The organism is Saccharopolyspora antibiotica, from assembly GCF_047200635.1.
Taxonomy (GTDB): domain Bacteria; phylum Actinomycetota; class Actinomycetes; order Mycobacteriales; family Pseudonocardiaceae; genus Saccharopolyspora_C.
Genome location: NZ_JBJZOI010000031.1, coordinates 1 through 16,776, shown reverse-complemented (window position 1 = coordinate 16,776; position 16,776 = coordinate 1). Strand labels below are relative to the sequence as shown.

At 71.5% G+C, this 16,776-nt stretch carries 13 protein-coding genes and 1 pseudogene; 4 read left to right on the top strand and 10 right to left on the bottom strand.

The features are described from left to right. From ACL03H_RS21815 to ACL03H_RS21805, 3 genes are all read right to left on the bottom strand, one after another. Positions 1-567: an HIT family protein gene (locus tag ACL03H_RS21815; RefSeq protein ID WP_412813160.1), complete on the bottom strand. Its 567-nt coding sequence runs from the start codon at positions 565-567 to the stop codon at positions 1-3. Beyond that, positions 564-2,603, bottom strand: a complete 2,040-nt coding sequence (gene thrS, locus ACL03H_RS21810) for a threonine--tRNA ligase (RefSeq protein WP_412813204.1) — start codon at positions 2,601-2,603, stop codon at positions 564-566. The genes ACL03H_RS21815 and thrS overlap by 4 nt, the downstream gene beginning before the upstream one ends. A gap of 161 nt (positions 2,604-2,764) precedes the next feature. Beyond that, positions 2,765-4,879, bottom strand: a complete 2,115-nt coding sequence (locus ACL03H_RS21805) for a putative bifunctional diguanylate cyclase/phosphodiesterase (protein ID WP_412813159.1) — start codon at positions 4,877-4,879, stop codon at positions 2,765-2,767. Between the two features lie 566 nt (positions 4,880-5,445). Here ACL03H_RS21805 and ACL03H_RS21800 point away from each other — a divergent pair. Continuing rightward, positions 5,446-6,798 carry an FAD-dependent oxidoreductase gene (locus ACL03H_RS21800; protein ID WP_412813158.1) on the top strand — a complete coding sequence of 451 codons (1,353 nt, stop codon included), beginning with the start codon at positions 5,446-5,448 and terminating at the stop codon, positions 6,796-6,798. 20 nt (positions 6,799-6,818) lie between these two features. On the opposite strand, the pseudogene ACL03H_RS21795 reads toward ACL03H_RS21800, so the two are convergent. The 5 genes and pseudogenes from ACL03H_RS21795 to ACL03H_RS21775 all read right to left on the bottom strand — a co-directional run. After that, positions 6,819-7,637 (bottom strand): annotated as a pseudogene (locus ACL03H_RS21795) (putative RNA methyltransferase); the annotation flags it as partial. 133 nt (positions 7,638-7,770) lie between these two features. Continuing rightward, positions 7,771-9,003, bottom strand: a complete 1,233-nt coding sequence (locus ACL03H_RS21790; protein WP_412813157.1) for a class I SAM-dependent methyltransferase — start codon at positions 9,001-9,003, stop codon at positions 7,771-7,773. Positions 9,004-9,026: 23 nt separating this feature from the next. After that, positions 9,027-10,412 carry an FAD-binding oxidoreductase gene (locus tag ACL03H_RS21785; RefSeq protein ID WP_412813156.1) on the bottom strand — a complete coding sequence of 462 codons (1,386 nt, stop codon included), beginning with the start codon at positions 10,410-10,412 and terminating at the stop codon, positions 9,027-9,029. A gap of 386 nt (positions 10,413-10,798) precedes the next feature. After that, positions 10,799-11,803 (bottom strand): adenylate/guanylate cyclase domain-containing protein, encoded by a 1,005-nt coding sequence (locus tag ACL03H_RS21780; protein WP_412813155.1) that lies wholly within the window; start codon positions 11,801-11,803, stop codon positions 10,799-10,801. Further along, on the bottom strand, positions 11,775-12,227 hold the full coding sequence (locus tag ACL03H_RS21775) for a universal stress protein (protein ID WP_412813154.1): 453 nt from the start codon (positions 12,225-12,227) through the stop codon (positions 11,775-11,777). The genes ACL03H_RS21780 and ACL03H_RS21775 overlap by 29 nt, the downstream gene beginning before the upstream one ends. 256 nt (positions 12,228-12,483) lie before the next feature. On the opposite strand from ACL03H_RS21775, the gene ACL03H_RS21770 reads away from it, so the two are divergent. Together ACL03H_RS21770 and coaA are read left to right on the top strand one after the other, a co-directional pair. Further along, on the top strand, positions 12,484-13,935 hold the full coding sequence (locus ACL03H_RS21770; RefSeq protein WP_412813153.1) for an amino acid permease: 1,452 nt from the start codon (positions 12,484-12,486) through the stop codon (positions 13,933-13,935). Positions 13,936-14,098: 163 nt separating this feature from the next. Beyond that, positions 14,099-15,025 carry a type I pantothenate kinase gene (coaA, locus tag ACL03H_RS21765; RefSeq protein ID WP_412813152.1) on the top strand — a complete coding sequence of 309 codons (927 nt, stop codon included), beginning with the start codon at positions 14,099-14,101 and terminating at the stop codon, positions 15,023-15,025. A 45-nt stretch (positions 15,026-15,070) separates the two neighbouring features. Here the strand turns inward: coaA and ACL03H_RS21760 are convergent, their stop codons facing one another. Beyond that, on the bottom strand, positions 15,071-15,265 hold the full coding sequence (locus ACL03H_RS21760) for a DUF397 domain-containing protein (protein ID WP_412813151.1): 195 nt from the start codon (positions 15,263-15,265) through the stop codon (positions 15,071-15,073). After that, positions 15,262-16,143 carry a helix-turn-helix domain-containing protein gene (locus tag ACL03H_RS21755; RefSeq protein ID WP_412813150.1) on the bottom strand — a complete coding sequence of 294 codons (882 nt, stop codon included), beginning with the start codon at positions 16,141-16,143 and terminating at the stop codon, positions 15,262-15,264. The genes ACL03H_RS21760 and ACL03H_RS21755 overlap by 4 nt, the downstream gene beginning before the upstream one ends. A 170-nt stretch (positions 16,144-16,313) precedes the next feature. Between ACL03H_RS21755 and ACL03H_RS21750 the strand changes: the two genes are divergently transcribed. Beyond that, positions 16,314-16,562 carry a zinc finger protein gene (locus ACL03H_RS21750; RefSeq protein ID WP_412813149.1) on the top strand — a complete coding sequence of 83 codons (249 nt, stop codon included), beginning with the start codon at positions 16,314-16,316 and terminating at the stop codon, positions 16,560-16,562. Positions 16,563-16,776 lie beyond the last annotated feature (214 nt).

Genomic DNA, 16,776 nt, shown 5'->3' with positions numbered 1-16,776 from the left:
TCACGACCGCCGCCAGGCCTCCGCCAGCAGGCCGCGGGTGTCGCCGAGCAGCTGGGGCAGCACCTTGGTGTGCCCGATGACCGGCATGAAGTTCGCGTCCCCGCCCCAGCGCGGCACGACGTGCTGGTGCAGGTGCGCGGCGATGCCCGCCCCCGCCACCGGGCCCTGGTTCAGGCCGATGTTGAAGCCGTGCGGCGCGGAGACCTCGCGGATCACCCGCATGGCGCGCTTGGTGAACGCGGCCACCGCCGTCGTCTCGGCGTCGGTGAGCTCCGTGTAATCGGCGACGTGCCGGTACGGCAGCACCATCAGGTGCCCCGGGTTGTACGGGTAGAGGTTGAGGATCGAGAAGACCAGCTCACCGCGGGCCACGATCAACGTGTCCTCGTCGGGCAGCCCGGACTCCAGCAACCGGCAGAACGGGCAGCCCTCGCTGGCCTCGCCCTCGGGCTTGTTCTCGCCCTGGATGTAGGCCAGCCGGTGCGGGGTCCACAACCGCTGGAGCGCGTCCGGCACTCCGGTGCCGTGCTGCTCGGAGAACCGCGTCCCGCCGTCGTCGGCCGTCACCGCGCCCCCGTTCCGCCCAGCTCCGCCTGGAAGACCTCCGCGGTCGGGGAGGTGTTGTCGCGGCGCTCGACCCAGCGGCCCAGCGCGGCCACCGCGTCGGCCACCGGCACCCCGTTGATCTGAGTCCCGTCGCGGAACCGGAAGGACACCGCCCCGGCCTCCACGTCCTTGGCCCCGGCCAGCAGCAGGAACGGCACCTTCTGCGTGGTGTGGGTTCGGATCTTCTTCTGCATCCGGTCGTCGCCGTGGTCGACCTCGGCGCGGATCCCCCCGGCGCGCAACGACCGCACCACGTCGACCAGGTGGTCGGCGTGCTCGTCGGCGATCGGGATGCCCACCACCTGCACCGGCGCGAGCCAGGCCGGGAACGCCCCCGCGTAGTGCTCGGTGAGCACGCCGAAGAAGCGCTCGATGGAGCCGAACAACGCCCGGTGGATCTTGATGGGCCGCTGCTTGGAGCCGTCCTTGCCCGTGAACTCCAGGCCGAACAGCTCCGGCAGGTGGTAGTCGACCTGGATGGTCGACATCTGCCAGCTGCGGCCCAGCGCGTCCTTGGCCTGCACCGAGATCTTCGGGCCGTAGAAGGCCGCCCCGCCCGGGTCCGGCACCAGCTCCAGGCCGGAGGACTCCGCGGCCTCGCGCAGCGCGTCGGTGGCCACCTGCCAGCTCTCGTCGTCGCCGACGTACTTCTCCTCGTTGCGGGTGGACAGCTCCAGGTAGAAGTCCTCCAGCCCGTAGTCGCGCAGCAGGTCCAGCACGAACGACAGCAGCGACTTGAGCTCGTCCTGCAGCTGCTCCGGCATGCAGTAGATGTGCGCGTCGTCCTGCGTCATGCCGCGCACCCGGGTCAGACCGTGCACCACGCCCGACTTCTCGTAGCGGTACACCGAGCCGAACTCGAACAGCCGCAGCGGCAGCTCCCGGTACGAGCGGCCCCGGGAGCGGAAGATCAGGTTGTGGAACGGGCAGTTCATCGGCTTCAGGTAGTAGTCCTGCCCGGCCTTGCGCAGCGTCCCGTCCTCGTCGCGCTCCTCGTCGAGGTGCATCGCCGGGAACATGCCGTCCTTGTACCAGCTGAGGTGACCGGAGGTCTCGAACAGCGTGCTCTTGGTGATGTGCGGGGTGTTGACGAACTCGTAGCCCGCGGCCTCGTGGCGGCGGCGCGAGTAGTCCTCCAGCTCGCGGCGGATGATGCCGCCCCTGGGGTGGAAGACCGGCAGCCCGGAGCCGACCTCCTCCGGGAAGGAGAACAGGTCGAGCTCGGCGCCGAGCTTGCGGTGATCGCGGCGCTCGGCCTCGGCCAGCCACTCCAGGTGCGCGGCCATCGCCTCCTTCGACTCCCAGGCGGTGCCGTAGACGCGCTGCAGCTGCTGGTTGCTCTGGTCGCCGCGCCAGTAGGCGGCGGCCACCCGGGTCAGCTTGAAGGCCGGGATGAAGCGGGTGTGCGGGACGTGCGGGCCGCGGCACAGGTCGCCCCAGACGACCTCGCCGTGGCGGTCGATGTTGTCGTAGACGGTCAGCTCACCGGCGCCGACCTCCATGACCTCGCTGGTGTCGACCTCGTCCGATCCGGACTTGAGGTCGACCAGCTCCAGCTTGTACGGCTCGTTCGCCAGCTCCTCGCGGGCCGCCTCCACCGAGTCCAGGCGGCGGCGGGAGAACTTCTGCCCGGACTTGATGAGCTGCTTCATGCGCTTCTCCAGCGCCTGCAGGTCCTCCGGGGTGAACGGGCGGTCCACGTCGAAGTCGTAGTAGAAGCCGTCCTTGACCGGCGGTCCGATCCCGAGCTTGGCGTCCGGGAACTGCTGCTGCACCGCCTGCGCGAGCAGGTGCGCGGCGGAGTGGCGGATGACGCTGCGGCCCGCCTCGGTCTCGGCGGCGACCGGCTCGACCTCGACGTCGGACTCGGGGACCCAGGCCAGGTCGCGCAGCTCGCCGTCCTCGTCGCGGACCACGACGATCGCCTGCGCTCCCTGCGAGGGCAGACCGGCGTCCGCGACGGCGGACCCGGCGGTCGTGCCCGCCGGTACCTTCACCCTGGTGACCTGCTGGGCTTCGGGCGGCTGAACGGACACGATGACTCCTCGCGAAGGCCGGTCGCCGACGGGCGACCTGCGGTTGAACCGGCTGGGACTTGCCCCTTCGATGCTATCGGCCGACCGCCACCCGGTTTCCGCCCCTGCCCGGGGCGGACAGGTCAGGCGAGATCACCTTCGGCGATCATCGCCTCGATCTCCAGCGCCGAGGCCAGGCCGCCCGCGCACGGTCCGGTGACGCCCTGCACCCCGAGCGCCCGCAGCCGCTTCGCCTGCTCGATGGTGCGCACCCCGTTGGCCACCACGGCCAGGCCCAGCAGGTCGGCCGAGCCGACGAGGCTGGACACCAGGTGCTCGTCGAGCGGCTCCGGGCCGTCCGGATCGGCGAAGCCGTCGAGGTAGGCGCCGGTGAGCCGCACCGCCCGCAGCGGCAGGTCCTTCAACCGGCCGACCGCCCGGTGATCGCGGCCGAAGTCGTGCACCGCCAGCGTCAGACCCATCTCCGCGAAGATCTCCACCGCGTCGATCGGATCGCCGTGCTGGTCGAACAGGGCGATCTCCGGCACGCCGATGATCAGCTTGCCGGCGGCCAGCCCGGACGCGCTCAGGATGCGGCGCATGTCCGCGACCAGCTCCGGGTCGCGCAGCTGGCGGGTGGACAGGCTCACCGCCGCCACCGGGCCGCGGTCGCCGAAGCGCTCCTGCCAGTGCACCGCGTGCGCGCAGACCTGCTCCAGCATCCAGGTGCCGAGCCGGGAGATCAGCCCGGTCTCCTCGGCCAGGCCGAGGAAGTCCTCCGCATCGAGCTCCCCGAACTCCGGGTGGTCCCAGCGCAGGTGCGCCTGCACCCCGACCAGCGCCGCGGTGTCCAGCCACAGCACCGGCTCGTACTCCACGTAGAGCTCGTGGTCGTGCAGCGCGCTCGGCATCGCCGAGGACAGCAGGAACCGCTCCTTGGCCAGCGCGTTGTGGGCGGGATCGTAGAGCGCCCACTGCGCGCGGCCCTCGTTCTTCGCCCGGTACAGCGTGATGTCGGCGTCCTGCAGCAGCTCGTCCGGGCTGGTGTCGGCGACCGCCGTCTCCACCACGCCCACGCTGGCGGAGGCGGTGAGCAGGTGGCCCTGCACCGAGACCGGCCGGGTCACCTCGCCGAGCATGTGCTCGACGACCTCCACGAGCCGGGCCGCGCCGTGCGAGTCCGGGACGAGCACCACGAACTCGTCGCCGCCCATCCGCGCGGCGAGGCCGGACTCCATGGTGGCCAGGGCGTTGAGCCGCTGCGCCATCGCGCGCAGCAGCTCGTCGCCGATGGGGTGGCCGAGGCTGTCGTTGATGGCCTTGAAGCCGTCGAGGTCGAAGTAGCACAGCCCGACCCGGCGACCCGGGACGGAGGGCTCCAGCGCTTCGTCCAGGCGGGTCTTGAGCAGGGTGCGGTTCGCCAGCCCCGTCAGCGGGTCGTGGGTGGCCTGCCTGCGGAACTGCTCCTGGAGCATGTGCCGGTCGGTGATGTCCTCGTAGAGCAGCACCTGGTAGTCGGGCCGCCCCTGCGGGTCGCGCACCAGGGACGCCGAGACCTGGGTCCAGATGTGCGCGCCGTCCTCCCCGCTGAGCCGGGTCTCGGACTGGAAGCGGTCCACCTCGCCCGCCGCGAGCGCCTCCACGAACTCCACGACCTCCTCGACCCAGTCCGGATCGGCGAGGTCGAAGACGCTGCGGCCCACGAGGTCCTGGCACACCGGTTCGAAGATGGCCTCCATCGGGGCGTTGACCTCTTCGATCGAGCCGTCGAGGGTGACGATCGCGATGCCCAGCGGGGAGGAGGTGAACACCGCGCGGAACGAGGCCTCGCTCGCGCGCAGCGCCTCCTCGGCCGCGTCCCTGGCCTGGAGGACGGCGCGCTTGACGACCTCCTGCTCGTCGAGGGTCTGCTCGCGCAGCTGGCCCGCGTAGCCCGCCGCGACCGCGCCGAGGAGCGCGACCAGCGCGTCGGGCCGGGTCGCGCCGGGGCGCAGCCGGGGCAGTTCGGCGCCGAGCATCCACAGCGTGCGGTCCAGCGCGGCGGGGCTGGTGAAGTGCACCCGCACCAGCTGCTCACCGAGCTCGGCACCCGCGCCCGCCAGCCGCTCGTCGTCGTCGAGCGCGGCGAGCACGCGGCCGAGGCGCTCGTGCAGGAAGGACTCGATGTCGGCGCGGGCCATCGGCACGTAGCTGCTGCGGATGATCTCGCGCGCCCAGCGGCGGACGAACTCGTCCGCCGACGGCGGCCGCGCGGTCACGGGCGATCACCACCGACGGCGGCCTCATGCCGAATCGGAGCCATCGCGAAGGGCATATTCCAAGGGGGACGGAAACACCGCGCGCCGCGACCCGGCAGGCCCGGAGCGCGGCGCGACGTCCACCCGGCCCGCCGATCGCGGGCCGGGGCGGATGGCTCGCACCTCACCGCCGGAACGCTCCGGCGCGCGAGCTCTCCGAGGTGAACACCATCAGGCAGCCGGTCCGGCCGCTGGTGCATCGTTGCCTCCTGGTTGCCGGCGTCCACGATGGGCGACCGACTAAAGTCGGTACTCTACAAGATCTTTTCCGGCACGGGCACCGACGCCGCTCGTGATCGTACTGTGACGGTCCGCGTAGGGTCACCACCGGAAATCCGGGACCCGCCCGCGCCCGAGCGATCGGCTATGAGGCTTCTCACCGTCCGCATGACGGGATTTGCGGTAAGGGCAACCTAAGCTGGAGGGAACCGGGTCCGCTCCGCGCGCCGGGAAGCCGCCGCGGAAGTCGCATCCGGGCCGGGACGCGCGTCCTGGCACCAGCCTTGAATCCGAGCAGGAGGACACGCATGACCCGCCCACTGCGAGTGGCGATCGTCGGGGCCGGCCCCGCCGGCGTGTACGCCGCGGACATCCTGACGAAATCCGAGACCCCAGTGGACATCGACCTGCTCGACCGGATGCCCGCCCCCTACGGCCTCATCCGCTACGGCGTGGCGCCCGACCACCCTCGGATCAAGGGCATCGTCAACGCGCTGCGCCGGATCATGGACAAGCCGGAGATCCGGTTCCTCGGCGGCGTGAACTACGGCGAGGACATCAAGCTCGACCAGCTCCGCCACCACTACGACGCGGTGATCTTCTCGACCGGCGCCGACAAGGACCGGGCGCTGGAGATCCCCGGCATCGACCTCGCGCACAGCCACGGCGCCGCGGACTTCGTGTACTGGTACGACGGTTACCCCGAGGCCCCCCGGGACTGGACGTTGGACGCCCGCGAGGTCGCGGTCATCGGCGCGGGCAACGTGGCGCTCGACGTGGCGCGGGTGCTGGCGAAGCAGGCCGACGACCTGCTCAGCACCGAGATCCCGGCCAACGTCTACGCGGGCCTGAAGGACTCCCAGGTCACCGACGTGCACCTGTTCGCCCGCCGCGGCCCCGCGCAGGCCAAGTTCACCCCGCTGGAGCTGCGCGAGCTCGACCACCAGCCGGGCGTGGAACTCATCGTGCACCCCGAGGGCTTCGAGCTCGACGAGGCCAGCGAGCAGGCCATCCGCGGCAGCAACCAGGTCAAGACCATCGTCAAGACGTTCCAGGACTGGGCGCTGCGGGACCCGAAGAACGACACCCCGCGCCGGCTGCACTTCCACTTCCTGCGCGGCCCCGTCGAGGTGCTCGGCACCGACCGGGTCGAGGGCCTGCGCACCGAGATCATGGAGCTCACCGGCGACGGCAACGTGCGCGGTACCGGCGAGTTCGAGGTCACCCCGGTGCAGGCGGTCTACCGCGCGGTCGGCTACCTGAGCTCCCCCCTCCCGGACGTCCCGTTCGACCACGGCACCGGCACGGTGCCCAACGACGGCGGCCGGGTGCTCGACCTCGACGGCGACCACATCCCCGGCGTCTACACGACCGGCTGGATCAAGCGCGGCCCCGTCGGCCTCATCGGCCACACCAAGGGCGACGCCCTCGAAACCATCAACAACCTGCTGGCCGACCTGGACGCGATGCCCGCCGCCGAGGAGCCCGGCCGCGACAGCGTGCTGCGGCTGCTGGAGGACAACGGCGTCCGCTACACCACCTGGGACGGCTGGAACCTCCTCGACGCCCACGAGCAGTCCCTCGGCCAGGCCGAAGGCCGCGAGCGCATCAAGGTCGTCGAACGCGACGAGATGATCGGCATCTCCCGCGGCGAGAGCTGACCTCCGCACCCGAAGCGGCGCCGGTACGTCGAAACGGTGACCGAGGCGGTGACCGGGAACGGGACGGGCAGCGCCGCGATGCGGGCGGCCAGGTCGCCGGTGCGGTGCCAGGCGTTCGGCCCCATGCCCACCAGGGTCGCGACCTCCGCCGGATCCAGCCGCAGCGGGAACTCGCGGACCGCCGACTCCCGGGGCGCGAAGTGCTCGGCGAGCTGGGCGGCCAGCCGCTGCGGCTTGCGCTCGTCCACGCTCAGCAGGTCCAGCTCCGCCACCAGCTCGGCCAGGTGCCCCGAGTTCGGGGTGACCACGACGAGGCACCCGTCGGGTCGCAGCACCCGATGCGCCTCGGCCGGGTTGCGCGGGGCGAACACGTTGAGCACCGCGCCCACCGAGGCGTTCCGCAGCGGCAGCGCGCGCCAGGCGTCGGCGAGCACCGCCGAGGCGCGCGGGTGCGCCTTGGCCGCGCGGCGGCAGGCGTACTTGGAGACGTCCAGCGCGACGCCGACCTCACCCGGCAGCCGCTCCAGCACGTGCGCCAGGTAGTGCCCGGTCCCGGCACCCAGGTCCAGCAGCGGACCGCCCGGGTGCCGCCCCGCGAACTCCGCCAGGGCATCGGTGATCGGGGCGTAGTGACCCGCCGCGAGGAAGTCCGCGCGGGCGGCGACCATGTCGGCGGTGTCCCCGGTCGCCGGGGCGCCCCGCCCGCTCAGCAGGCTCGCGTAGCCCTGCTTGGCCAGGTCGAAGGAGTGGCGCGCGGGGCAGCGCAGCGCGCTCCCGGCCAGCTCCAGATCCGCACCGCAATGCGGGCACGCCAGCAGGCGCGCGACATCGTGCAACACTTCCCCGCCTCCCGCTGGGAAGTCTAGGCCCGTGCGCGGCCGGGCCCACCGCCACGGCCCCGGAACGCGCCCCGGCCCGCCGCGCGGACGAGCCCGCGCGGCGGGAGCGAGCACCACCCGGCCGGGCGGCAGGTCACCAGGTCGGACGCAGGGGCATCCGCGCGGCGCCCTCGTCGAGGCGGACGCCGAGCATCTGGTGCAGCTGGATGTTGTTGAGCTCGAAGCCCAGCCGCGAGCCCGCCATGTAGAGCCGCCAGATCCGCGCCCGGGCCGGGCCGACCTCGCGCACCGCCTCGTCCCAGTGCGACTCCAGGTTCGCGCACCAGTCCCGCAAGGTCAGCGCGTAGTGCTCGCGCAGGTTCTCGGTGTGGCGCACCTCGAACCCGCTGTCGTGCATCGCGGACATCAGGGTGCCCGGCCCCTCCAGCTCGCCGTCGGGGAACACGTAGCGGGCGATGAACTTCCCCGGCTTGGAGCCTCGGGTGCCGTCCGGCCGGGTGATCGAGTGGTTGAGGAACCGCCCGCCGGGGCGCAGCTTCGCGCGCATCGCGGAGAAGTAGGCGGGCAGCTGGGACAGTCCGATGTGCTCGGTCATGCCGATCGAGCTGATCGCGTCGAAGCCGGACTCCGGAACGTCGCGGTAGTCCAGGTGCCGGACCTCGGCGAGGTCCGCCAGACCGCGGTCCACGATGGCCTTCTGCGCCCACTGCGCCTGCTGCCGCGACAGGGTCACGCCCAGCGCCCGCACCCCGTAGTGCTCGGCGGCGTGCATCACCATGCCGCCCCACCCGCAGCCGACGTCGAGCAGCCGCATCCCCTCACCGAGGCCGAGCTTGCGCGCCACCAGGTCGTGCTTGGCGAACTGCGCCTGCTCCAGGGTCGCGCCCGCGTTCTCGTACACCGCGCAGGTGTAGGCCATCGACGGGCCGAGCACCCACTCGTAGAAGCGGTTCGACACGTCGTAGTGGTAGGACACGGATCGGCTGTCGCGCAGCTTCGTGTGCCGCGACCCGCCGCGGGGGCGGTACTCCTCCGGCGGCGGACCCACCGGCCACCAGAATCGCTGGGCGCCGAGCCGCACGACGAGGTCGAGCTTCGTGCGGGGCGGGACGTTCTCGACCGCGATGGACGGGAAGCGCGCCAGCGCCTCGTGCATGTCGCCGTGCACCTCCAGCGCACCGGTGACGTAGGCCCGGGCGAGTCCCAGCTCGTCCGGGGAGGCAGCCAGGTGCGACAGCGCCAGCGGAGAGCGGATCTCCACGGCCACGTCCGCTCCGGCCCGTCCCGCGCTGCTGCCGTCGTAGGCGCGGAACTCGACGTCGAGCCCGTCACCCAGGATGCGCGGGAACACCTCTGCCCAACCCATGTTCTGTTCTCCTCCCTGCTGCCCTACCGCTTGCCGACGCACTTCTCGTACAGGCCGGGAAGGCGCCCGTCCGGGTCGTAGCGCTGCTTCAACCGCTCGTAGGCGGGGCGGTTGTAGAGCCGCCAGAACTGCTCCGGCTCGTAGAACGAGTCCGAGTACAGCGACTTGTGCCCGTCCAGCGCGCCGACGGCGTCCTCGACGGCGCGGTTGTACTCGCCCGGCCGGTCGCCCGGCTTCGTGTCCACCGCGGACCAGAAGCCGACGTTCACGTAGAGCTCGTCCGGGTCCATCGGGTACAGCGACCAGCCCCGCGGGTCGCGCAGCCGCACCGGGCACAGCCAGATCGGCTCGATGCCGATGTCGCGGTGGAAGAACTCCAGGAACTCCGGCAGCCGCCGCACGGGGATCTCCACGTCCTGGATCACCGGTTCGCTGCCCGCGGCGCCCCGCCACCGGGCGAGGCGGTCGGAGAGCCCGGCGCGCCGGTCCCAGGCGACGATGCGGCGGTAGACGTCGGAGCGGCGGTACCTGCGCGGCCACAGCGCGCGGATCGCCGGGTGCTGCACGCCGAACGCGCGAGAGCACCAGAACCAGTCGGTGTCCCACCGCCACAGGTAGTCGTGGACGGTGAGGAAGTCGGTCTGGTGGTCGCGCAGGGAACGGTAGTAGATCTTGCTGCCGGTGTAGTCGCTGGTCCGCGGGGCCTCATCGACGTAGGTGCCGACGGTGAGGTACTGCTCCGACGGGGAGAGGACGGTGCCGTCGAGGAAGTCGACGCGGTGCCCCTCGAACTCGCGGTCCCGGCAGATCTCCTCGACAGCCGCGGCGCACTCCTGCGCGGTGGAGAACCGGACGTGGCGCAGCCGCACGTAGGGCCGGGTGGGTTCCACCTCGACCTCGAGGCGCAGCGCGTAGCCGAGGGTGCCGTAGGAGTTGGGGAAGCCCCGGAACAGTTCCGCGTGCTCGTTGTCGGGGCGGGCCACCACGACCTCGCCCGCTCCGGTGAGGATCTCCATCTCGCGCACCGACTCGTGGGGAAGGCCGGAGCGGAACGAGCTGGACTCGATGCCGAGCCCCGCCACGGCGCCGCCGAGCGTGATCGTCTTGAGCTGCGGGATCACCAGCGGTACGTGGCCGGTGGGCAGGTGGGCGGCGACGACGCTCTCGTAGGTGGCCATGCCCTGAACCTGGGCGGTGCTGGTGTCCGGATCGATCGACAGCACCCGGTTCAACCTGCCCACGTCGAGGCCGGTGGTGGTGGGGGCCCGGAAGCGGAACAGGTTGCTGGTGGGCTTGGCCAGCCGGACCTGGTTCCCGGGCGGGATCCGCCGGTACTGGTCCACCAGGGCGGCGACCTCGTCGGAGTGGTCGGCTGGCGGTGCTCCCGCGGTTCCCGGATCGGCTCCCATGCGCTCGACCTTATTGCGCCTCGAAGTGCCCGGCATCCCACTTCCGCCTGCTCGCAGCGCCGCGCGGACTCGGTCGACCGGACGAACCACCCGAATCACCCGGCCCGTTCCGGGGCTGCCCGCCGCGCCCAACAAGTTGCGCCACGCAACCGATTTCGCAGGTCATCGGACCCGGACCCGGACCCCGCCAGCTCGCTCCGGCCAGCGGTTTCGGCGCCCCCGGAGCTCCGCCGGCAACCGGATAGGGATCTTGGTCACACCCACTGCCGCCGCTGCCCGAACGGACCAGCGCGCGATCGCGCGATCACGGGACGTGCACCGCGGGCCCGGCCGGAAGCGGCTCGACGGGCCCACCCGGCCGGGTGGGCTCCCACCCGGAGGTGGGCTCAGCGGTTCCGGCGCAACGCGTAGGCGCGCAAGCCCCGGAAGCCCTGCACCTTCGTCGGGCCGATCGACGTCAGCGAGTACGCGGGATGCCCCCGCAGCGACGCCGCCAGCTCCCGGTCGACCAGCACCGAAGCCGGGCGCGCCACCGAGGTCAACCTGCTCGCGATGTTCACGGTGGACCCGTACACGTCGCCGAACCGCGCCAGCACCGTCCCCCGAGCCAAGCCGATCCGCAGCGGCGGGAGCTGACCCTCGCCGCCGATCTTCTCGTTGAGCGTCAGCGCGATCTCCGCGGCATCGGACGGCGCGTCCGCGACGAACAGCACCTCGTCGCCGACCGTCTTCACGATCCGGCCCCGGTTCTCGGCGACCACCGCCGTCGCCGACTCCTCGAAATCGTCGATCAGCCGCGCCAGCTCCACCTCGCTGAAGTCGCGGATCAACCGGGTGTAGCCCACCAGGTCGGCGAAACCGATCACCTGCACCCGCTCGTCGGCGCCGCCGGCGCGCTCGGTCAGCTCGCGGGCCGCCGTCGCCGCCAGGTGCCTGCGCCAGACGTAGCCCTGCAGCTCCTCCATCACCGGCGTGATCGCCTCCGCGAACTGCGCGGTGACGTCCAGGTCCTCGGCGAACCGGTCGCCCAGCACCGAGCGGAAGATCCCCACCTGCCACTCGGCGAGCCGCGACATCGTCTGCGCGAGCGTGCGCGCGACCGCGGTCTCCACCTCGGCGGTGATCACCTCGGCGGAGACCAACTGCACCAGCATCCGGACCGCGCGCACGTCGGCGTCGGTGAACACCACCTCGTCGTCCTCGACGTGGGCGAAGCCCATCGCCTGCCAGAGGCGCTCCGCCCGCTCCAGCTCGACCCCGGCCGCCGCCGCCACGTCCGCCTTGCGGTAGCGGGGTTCGCCGCCGAGCAGCGCCTTCTCCACCTCGTGCCCCAGCCCGTGCCCGGGCGGCCGGGACCCCGGCTCATCGCGAGGTGCGGACAACGAGCACATCGCAATCGGCCCGGCGGGCCACCTCGGACGGCACCGAACCCAGCAGCCGACCCTTCAGCGTGTTCAAGCCGCGGCTGCCCACCACCAGCAGGTCGGCCCCGGCCTTCTCCGCGGCATCCACCAGCGCGGTCACCGGCGCCCCCAACGAGGGCACCGTCTCCACCTCGGACACCCCGGCTTGGCGGGCCAGGTCCGCGGCCTCCAACAGCGTCTGCTCAGCCGGAGCCGAACCGATGACCTGGAAGGCCTCCTCGCGCAGCTCGTCCTTCGCCTGCTCCACCTCGCGGTCGGAACTCGGGTAGTAAGCGCACACGACGACCAGCTTCGCCCCGGTGTCCGCCGCGACGCTCGCCGCCTTGGTGACCGCGCGCAACGAGGGAGGCGATCCATCCGTTCCCACCACGACACTCCGGTAGCTGGACATCTGCCGATCACCCTCCATCGCGTGACGCGCCGTTCGCGCGGACGTGAACACTAACGACCTGGCAGCCGACGGGTCACGCGCTCCGGGCAGAACCTCCCTCGAACGCGCTCGGGCCCGGCGCTCCGCCCCCGCGAGCCCGGACGACCATCGTGCGAGTCGACGAAGGACGGTGGCGAACGTCGTCGTACACCACAACCACCCGGTCGTTCGCCAGGCGTACGTTTCGCCGCAACCCACAGATCATCAGGAGGACGCGATGGCAGTACCTGGGCTCAGTCCCGGCAACGGCGTGCTGCGCCGCAAGCCCATCGACTCGATCACCGAGGACGACGGCGAGTCGGGCGCCGGCCTCACGCGAACGTTGGGGCTGTGGCAGCTCACGGCCATCGGGGTCGGCGGCATCATCGGCGCGGGCATCTTCTCGCTGGCCGGAGCCGTCGCCCACGGCAAGGCCGGTCCGGCGGTGCTCATCTCGTTCCTGCTCGCCGGGATCGCCAGCGCCGCCGCGGCGTTCTCCTACGCGGAGTTCGCCGGGATGATCCCGAAGGCCGGCTCCGCCTACACCTACGGGTACGCGGTGCTCGGCGAGATCGTCGGCTGGCTCATCGGCTGGGACCTGCTGCTGGAGTACACCGCGATCGTGGCGGTGGTGGCGATCGGGATCTCCGGCTACTTCAACGAGCTGCTCGGGTTCCTGCACGTCGACCTCCCGCTGTGGATGATCGGCGCCCCCGGCACCGAGGGCGGTGACGCTCCGCCCGGCAGCTACAAGGTCAACCTCTTCGCGATGCTGCTGTGCCTGCTGATCGCCTTCGTGCTCAACCAGGGCATGAAGAACGCGGCCCGGTTCGAGACCGCCCTGGTCTACCTCAAGGTCGGCGTCGTGCTGCTCGTGGTCGGCGTCGGCGCCTTCCACATCAACGCGGGCAACTACACGCCGTTCTTCCCGTTCGGCATCGGCGGCGCCGTCACCGGAGCCGCGACCGTGTTCTTCGCGGTGTTCGGCTACGACGCCATGAGCACCGCCGCCGAGGAGTCCAAGGACTCCCAGAAGCACATGCCCAAGGCCATCCTGTACTCGCTGGTCATCTCGATGGTGCTGTACGTGCTGGCCTGCCTGGTCCTCACCGGGATGATCCCGTACCAGGAGATCAGCGAGGAGAGCGCGTTCGCCACCGCCTTCGCCGACGTCGGCCTGCCCGTGGTCGGTGCGATCATCGCGGTCGGCGCCATCCTCGGCATCCTCACGGTGCTGTTCACCTTCATGCTCGGCGCCACCCGCGTCGGGTTCGCCATGTCCCGCGACGGGCTGCTGCCGAAGTGGTTCTCCCGCACCCACCCGGTGCGCAAGGTGCCGTCCCGGTTCACCTGGCTCATCGGCATCGTCGCCGCCGTGTTCGCCGGGCTGCTGCCGATCGAGGAAGCCGCCGAGCTCACCAACATCGGCATCCTGCTGGCGTTCGTCGTGGTGTGCGCCGCGGTGATCGTGCTGCGCTACCGCCGCCCCGACCTGCCGCGCGGTTTCCGCACGCCGCTGATGCCGCTGGTGCCGCTGGTCGGGATCGTGTTCTCGCTGTGGCTGGTGACCTTCCTGGCACCGGAGACCTGGCTGCGGTTCGCCATCTGGTTCCTCATCGGCCTCGCGGTGTACGGCGCCTACGGGTACCGCCACTCCCTGCTGCACAAGAGGACCGACGACTCCGCCTGAGTCGACGATCACCTGATCAGTGCGGGCAGCGGTGCACTGCGTCACAGCGCCCACGAGTACCCGAGATCTAGGGTTGCCGGTGCCGCCGGGTCGGCGGCACCGGTGCGGACCGGCCGCGCGACGCTCGAGCCGGTCCGGTCCTCAACGTCGAGGGGTGTGCGCTGTGACGCGAGTCCGCGAATCGAGCCCGTACGTCGAACTGCACCGGCGCCAGTGGCGGGAGCTCAGCGACTCGCTGCCGCTCCCGCTGTCCCGCTCCGAGCTCGAAGCGCTGCGCGGGCTCGGCGAGCCCGTCGACCTCGACGAGGTCGCCGACGTGTACCTGCCGCTGTCGCGGCTGATCAACCTGCAGGTGTCGGCCCGGCAGCGGCTGCACGAGAGCACCACCACGTTCCTCGGGGAAACCGCCCCGAAGGTGCCGTTCGTGATCGGGCTGGCGGGCAGCGTCGCGGTCGGCAAGTCCACGACAGCGCGGATCCTGCGCGCGCTGCTGGCCCGCTGGCCCGACCACCCGCAGGTGGACCTCGTCACCACCGACGGATTCCTGCACTCCAAGGCCGAACTCGTGCGGCGCGGCATCATGCACCGCAAGGGGTTCCCGGAGAGCTACGACCGGCGGGCGCTGCTGCGCTTCGTCACCGCGGTCAAGTCCGGCGCCGATGCCGTGAGCGCTCCCGTGTACTCGCACCTGGCCTACGACATCCTGCCCGGTGAGGAGCAGGTGGTGCGGCAGCCGGACATCCTCATCGTCGAGGGGCTGAACGTGCTGCAACCGGGGCCGAGCCTCGCGGTGTCCGACCTGTTCGACTTCTCGATCTACGTGGACGCGCACACCGAGCACATCGAGCGCTGGTACACCGACCGCTTCCTGGCACTGCGCGGGACGGCGTTCGCCGATCCCGGCTCGCACTTCCACCACTTCGCCGGGCTGTCCGACGACGACGCCCGCGCCGAGGCGCACCACCTGTGGCACACCATCAACCGGCCCAACCTGGTGGACAACATCCTGCCGACCCGGCCGCGGGCCACGCTGGTGCTGCGCAAGGACGGCGATCACGCCATCAACCGGGTGCGGCTGCGCAAGCTCTGACCCCGGCCCCGGGGCGCGCGGACCGGCCGCTCCGGAGCTCGACGGTCAGCTCTCGTACCGCCCGTCCTTCACCGCGATGACGAAGGCGGACCACTGGTGCGGGCTCGCGACGAGGATTCCCCCCGAGCGGTCCTTCGTGTCCCGCACCGCCGCACCGCCGTGCTCCGCGCGACCGATTTCCACGCAACTGCTGTTCGCACCCGATCGGCTGGATTTCCGCCATCCCGCAGGATCGATCATGGTTCGGCCCCTTCCCATCCTTCCAGCACCTCGGCCATGATCCTTTTTGATTCTGCTCCGCTCACGGCCACGGCGGCGAGCGTAGCGAGTGCCCCCCGATAGGCTTCGACATCCTCCCTGTCGTAGAGGAACGCGGGTCCGCGGAAGTTCTCCAAGTGCACTATCGACGGGGCGTCGTCGAACTCGAACAGGACGAACGCACCTTCGTGCGCGAGGGTCCAGCGCTGCAGGGAATCGGGCACGATCCGGCACCGGACGGATCCCGACTCGTGCAGTTCCAGCAGGCGCCGGATCTGCTCCACCATCACCTCGGGACCGCCGAGCGCATCGCGCAGCACCTGCTCCCGGACGTAGATCTCCAGCGGGATCCCGCCCTGCACCGGGCGGCTGCGAGCCATCCGCAGCTCCACGCGCAGGTTCGCCTCGTCCGGGGAATGACTGCGCATGATCTCGCGCGCGTACCCGCGGGTCTGCACCGGCCCGGGCAGCACCAGCGGGGAGACGTGCACGATGCCGGCCGCCTCGCGCTCCAGCTCGGCCAGGTCGATCAGGTGCTTGTGCAGGCCCGATCCGGTGTCACCGATGACGTTCGCCGAGGAGGCCCGCCGGGCCAGTTCCAGCATCTCCTCGGCGTGGCCCGCCGGGACGGCGAGCGCGCCGATGATGCGGGAGAGCATGTCCGGCGACGGAACGCGACGACCTGTCTCATAGCGGGAGATCGCCGCGTGCCCCACTCCGAGGCGCTGCCCCAATTCCCTGCCGGTGTAGCCGACCTGTTTCCGCAGAGTGCGGATCTGCCCACCGAGAAGGCGCGCCTGCGGTGAATGCTGTTCAGTGTCTCCGGACATGGAACATAGCTTTGCGCAGCGAAGTTTCATGATCAATACACACGATCGAGGCATTGCGAACCTTGGTTCCGGAACATGACGATGAGCTCCAGCGCACGAGGGGATCGGACGGAGTCCCGACCGGAGCTCCGATCCGAGGTGCGATCGCGGAGGAATGCCCGCGCGCATTCCCCGATTCCGTTCTCGGAAAGGGGATGACCATGCCCTACCCGTTCCGCTGGATACCCGCGGCGGGTGAACGCCACGCCACCACCGACAGCGCCCCCGGCCCGGGCCTGCCACCGGCGGGCTCCGCCGCCACCCTCTGCGACCGGCAGGTCGTCGTCGCGCACGGCGAACAGGCGTGGCTGTGGCCGACCTGCCGGGCCTGCGGGGCAGCCGTGCACCCGCTCGCCGCCGCGCACAACGCGCGGCACCCGGCGCCGAAGGCACACCTGCACGGGTTCTGACCAGCCGCGCGGCGCGGCAATGCCCCGCCCCCCGAGCAGGGAAGGTCGGCCATGCCCCGACCCGGCCTTCCCCGGCCCGGCGCCGCACCCTCCGAGCGGCGACGGGCCCGGGGGGGGGGGGGGGGGGTCTTCCCCCCCCCCCCCCCCCCCCCCCCCCCCCCCACGGATACCCCCCCCCCCCCCCCCCCTCCCCCCCTCCCCCCCCCCCCCCCCC

Excerpts from the sequence above, each read along its gene's own strand:
- ACL03H_RS21800 (WP_412813158.1), top strand. The coding sequence starts at position 5,446 with ATGACCCGCCCACTGCGAGTGGCGATCGTCGGGGCCGGCCCCGCCGGC.
- ACL03H_RS21790 (WP_412813157.1), bottom strand. The coding sequence starts at position 9,003 with ATGGGTTGGGCAGAGGTGTTCCCGCGCATCCTGGGTGACGGGCTCGAC.
- ACL03H_RS21785 (WP_412813156.1), bottom strand. The coding sequence starts at position 10,412 with ATGGGAGCCGATCCGGGAACCGCGGGAGCACCGCCAGCCGACCACTCC.
- ACL03H_RS21780 (WP_412813155.1), bottom strand. The coding sequence starts at position 11,803 with ATGTGCTCGTTGTCCGCACCTCGCGATGAGCCGGGGTCCCGGCCGCCC.
- ACL03H_RS21775 (WP_412813154.1), bottom strand. The coding sequence starts at position 12,227 with ATGTCCAGCTACCGGAGTGTCGTGGTGGGAACGGATGGATCGCCTCCC.
- ACL03H_RS21770 (WP_412813153.1), top strand. The coding sequence starts at position 12,484 with ATGGCAGTACCTGGGCTCAGTCCCGGCAACGGCGTGCTGCGCCGCAAG.
- ACL03H_RS21760 (WP_412813151.1), bottom strand. The coding sequence starts at position 15,265 with ATGATCGATCCTGCGGGATGGCGGAAATCCAGCCGATCGGGTGCGAAC.
- ACL03H_RS21755 (WP_412813150.1), bottom strand. The coding sequence starts at position 16,143 with ATGAAACTTCGCTGCGCAAAGCTATGTTCCATGTCCGGAGACACTGAA.
- ACL03H_RS21750 (WP_412813149.1), top strand. The coding sequence starts at position 16,314 with ATGCCCTACCCGTTCCGCTGGATACCCGCGGCGGGTGAACGCCACGCC.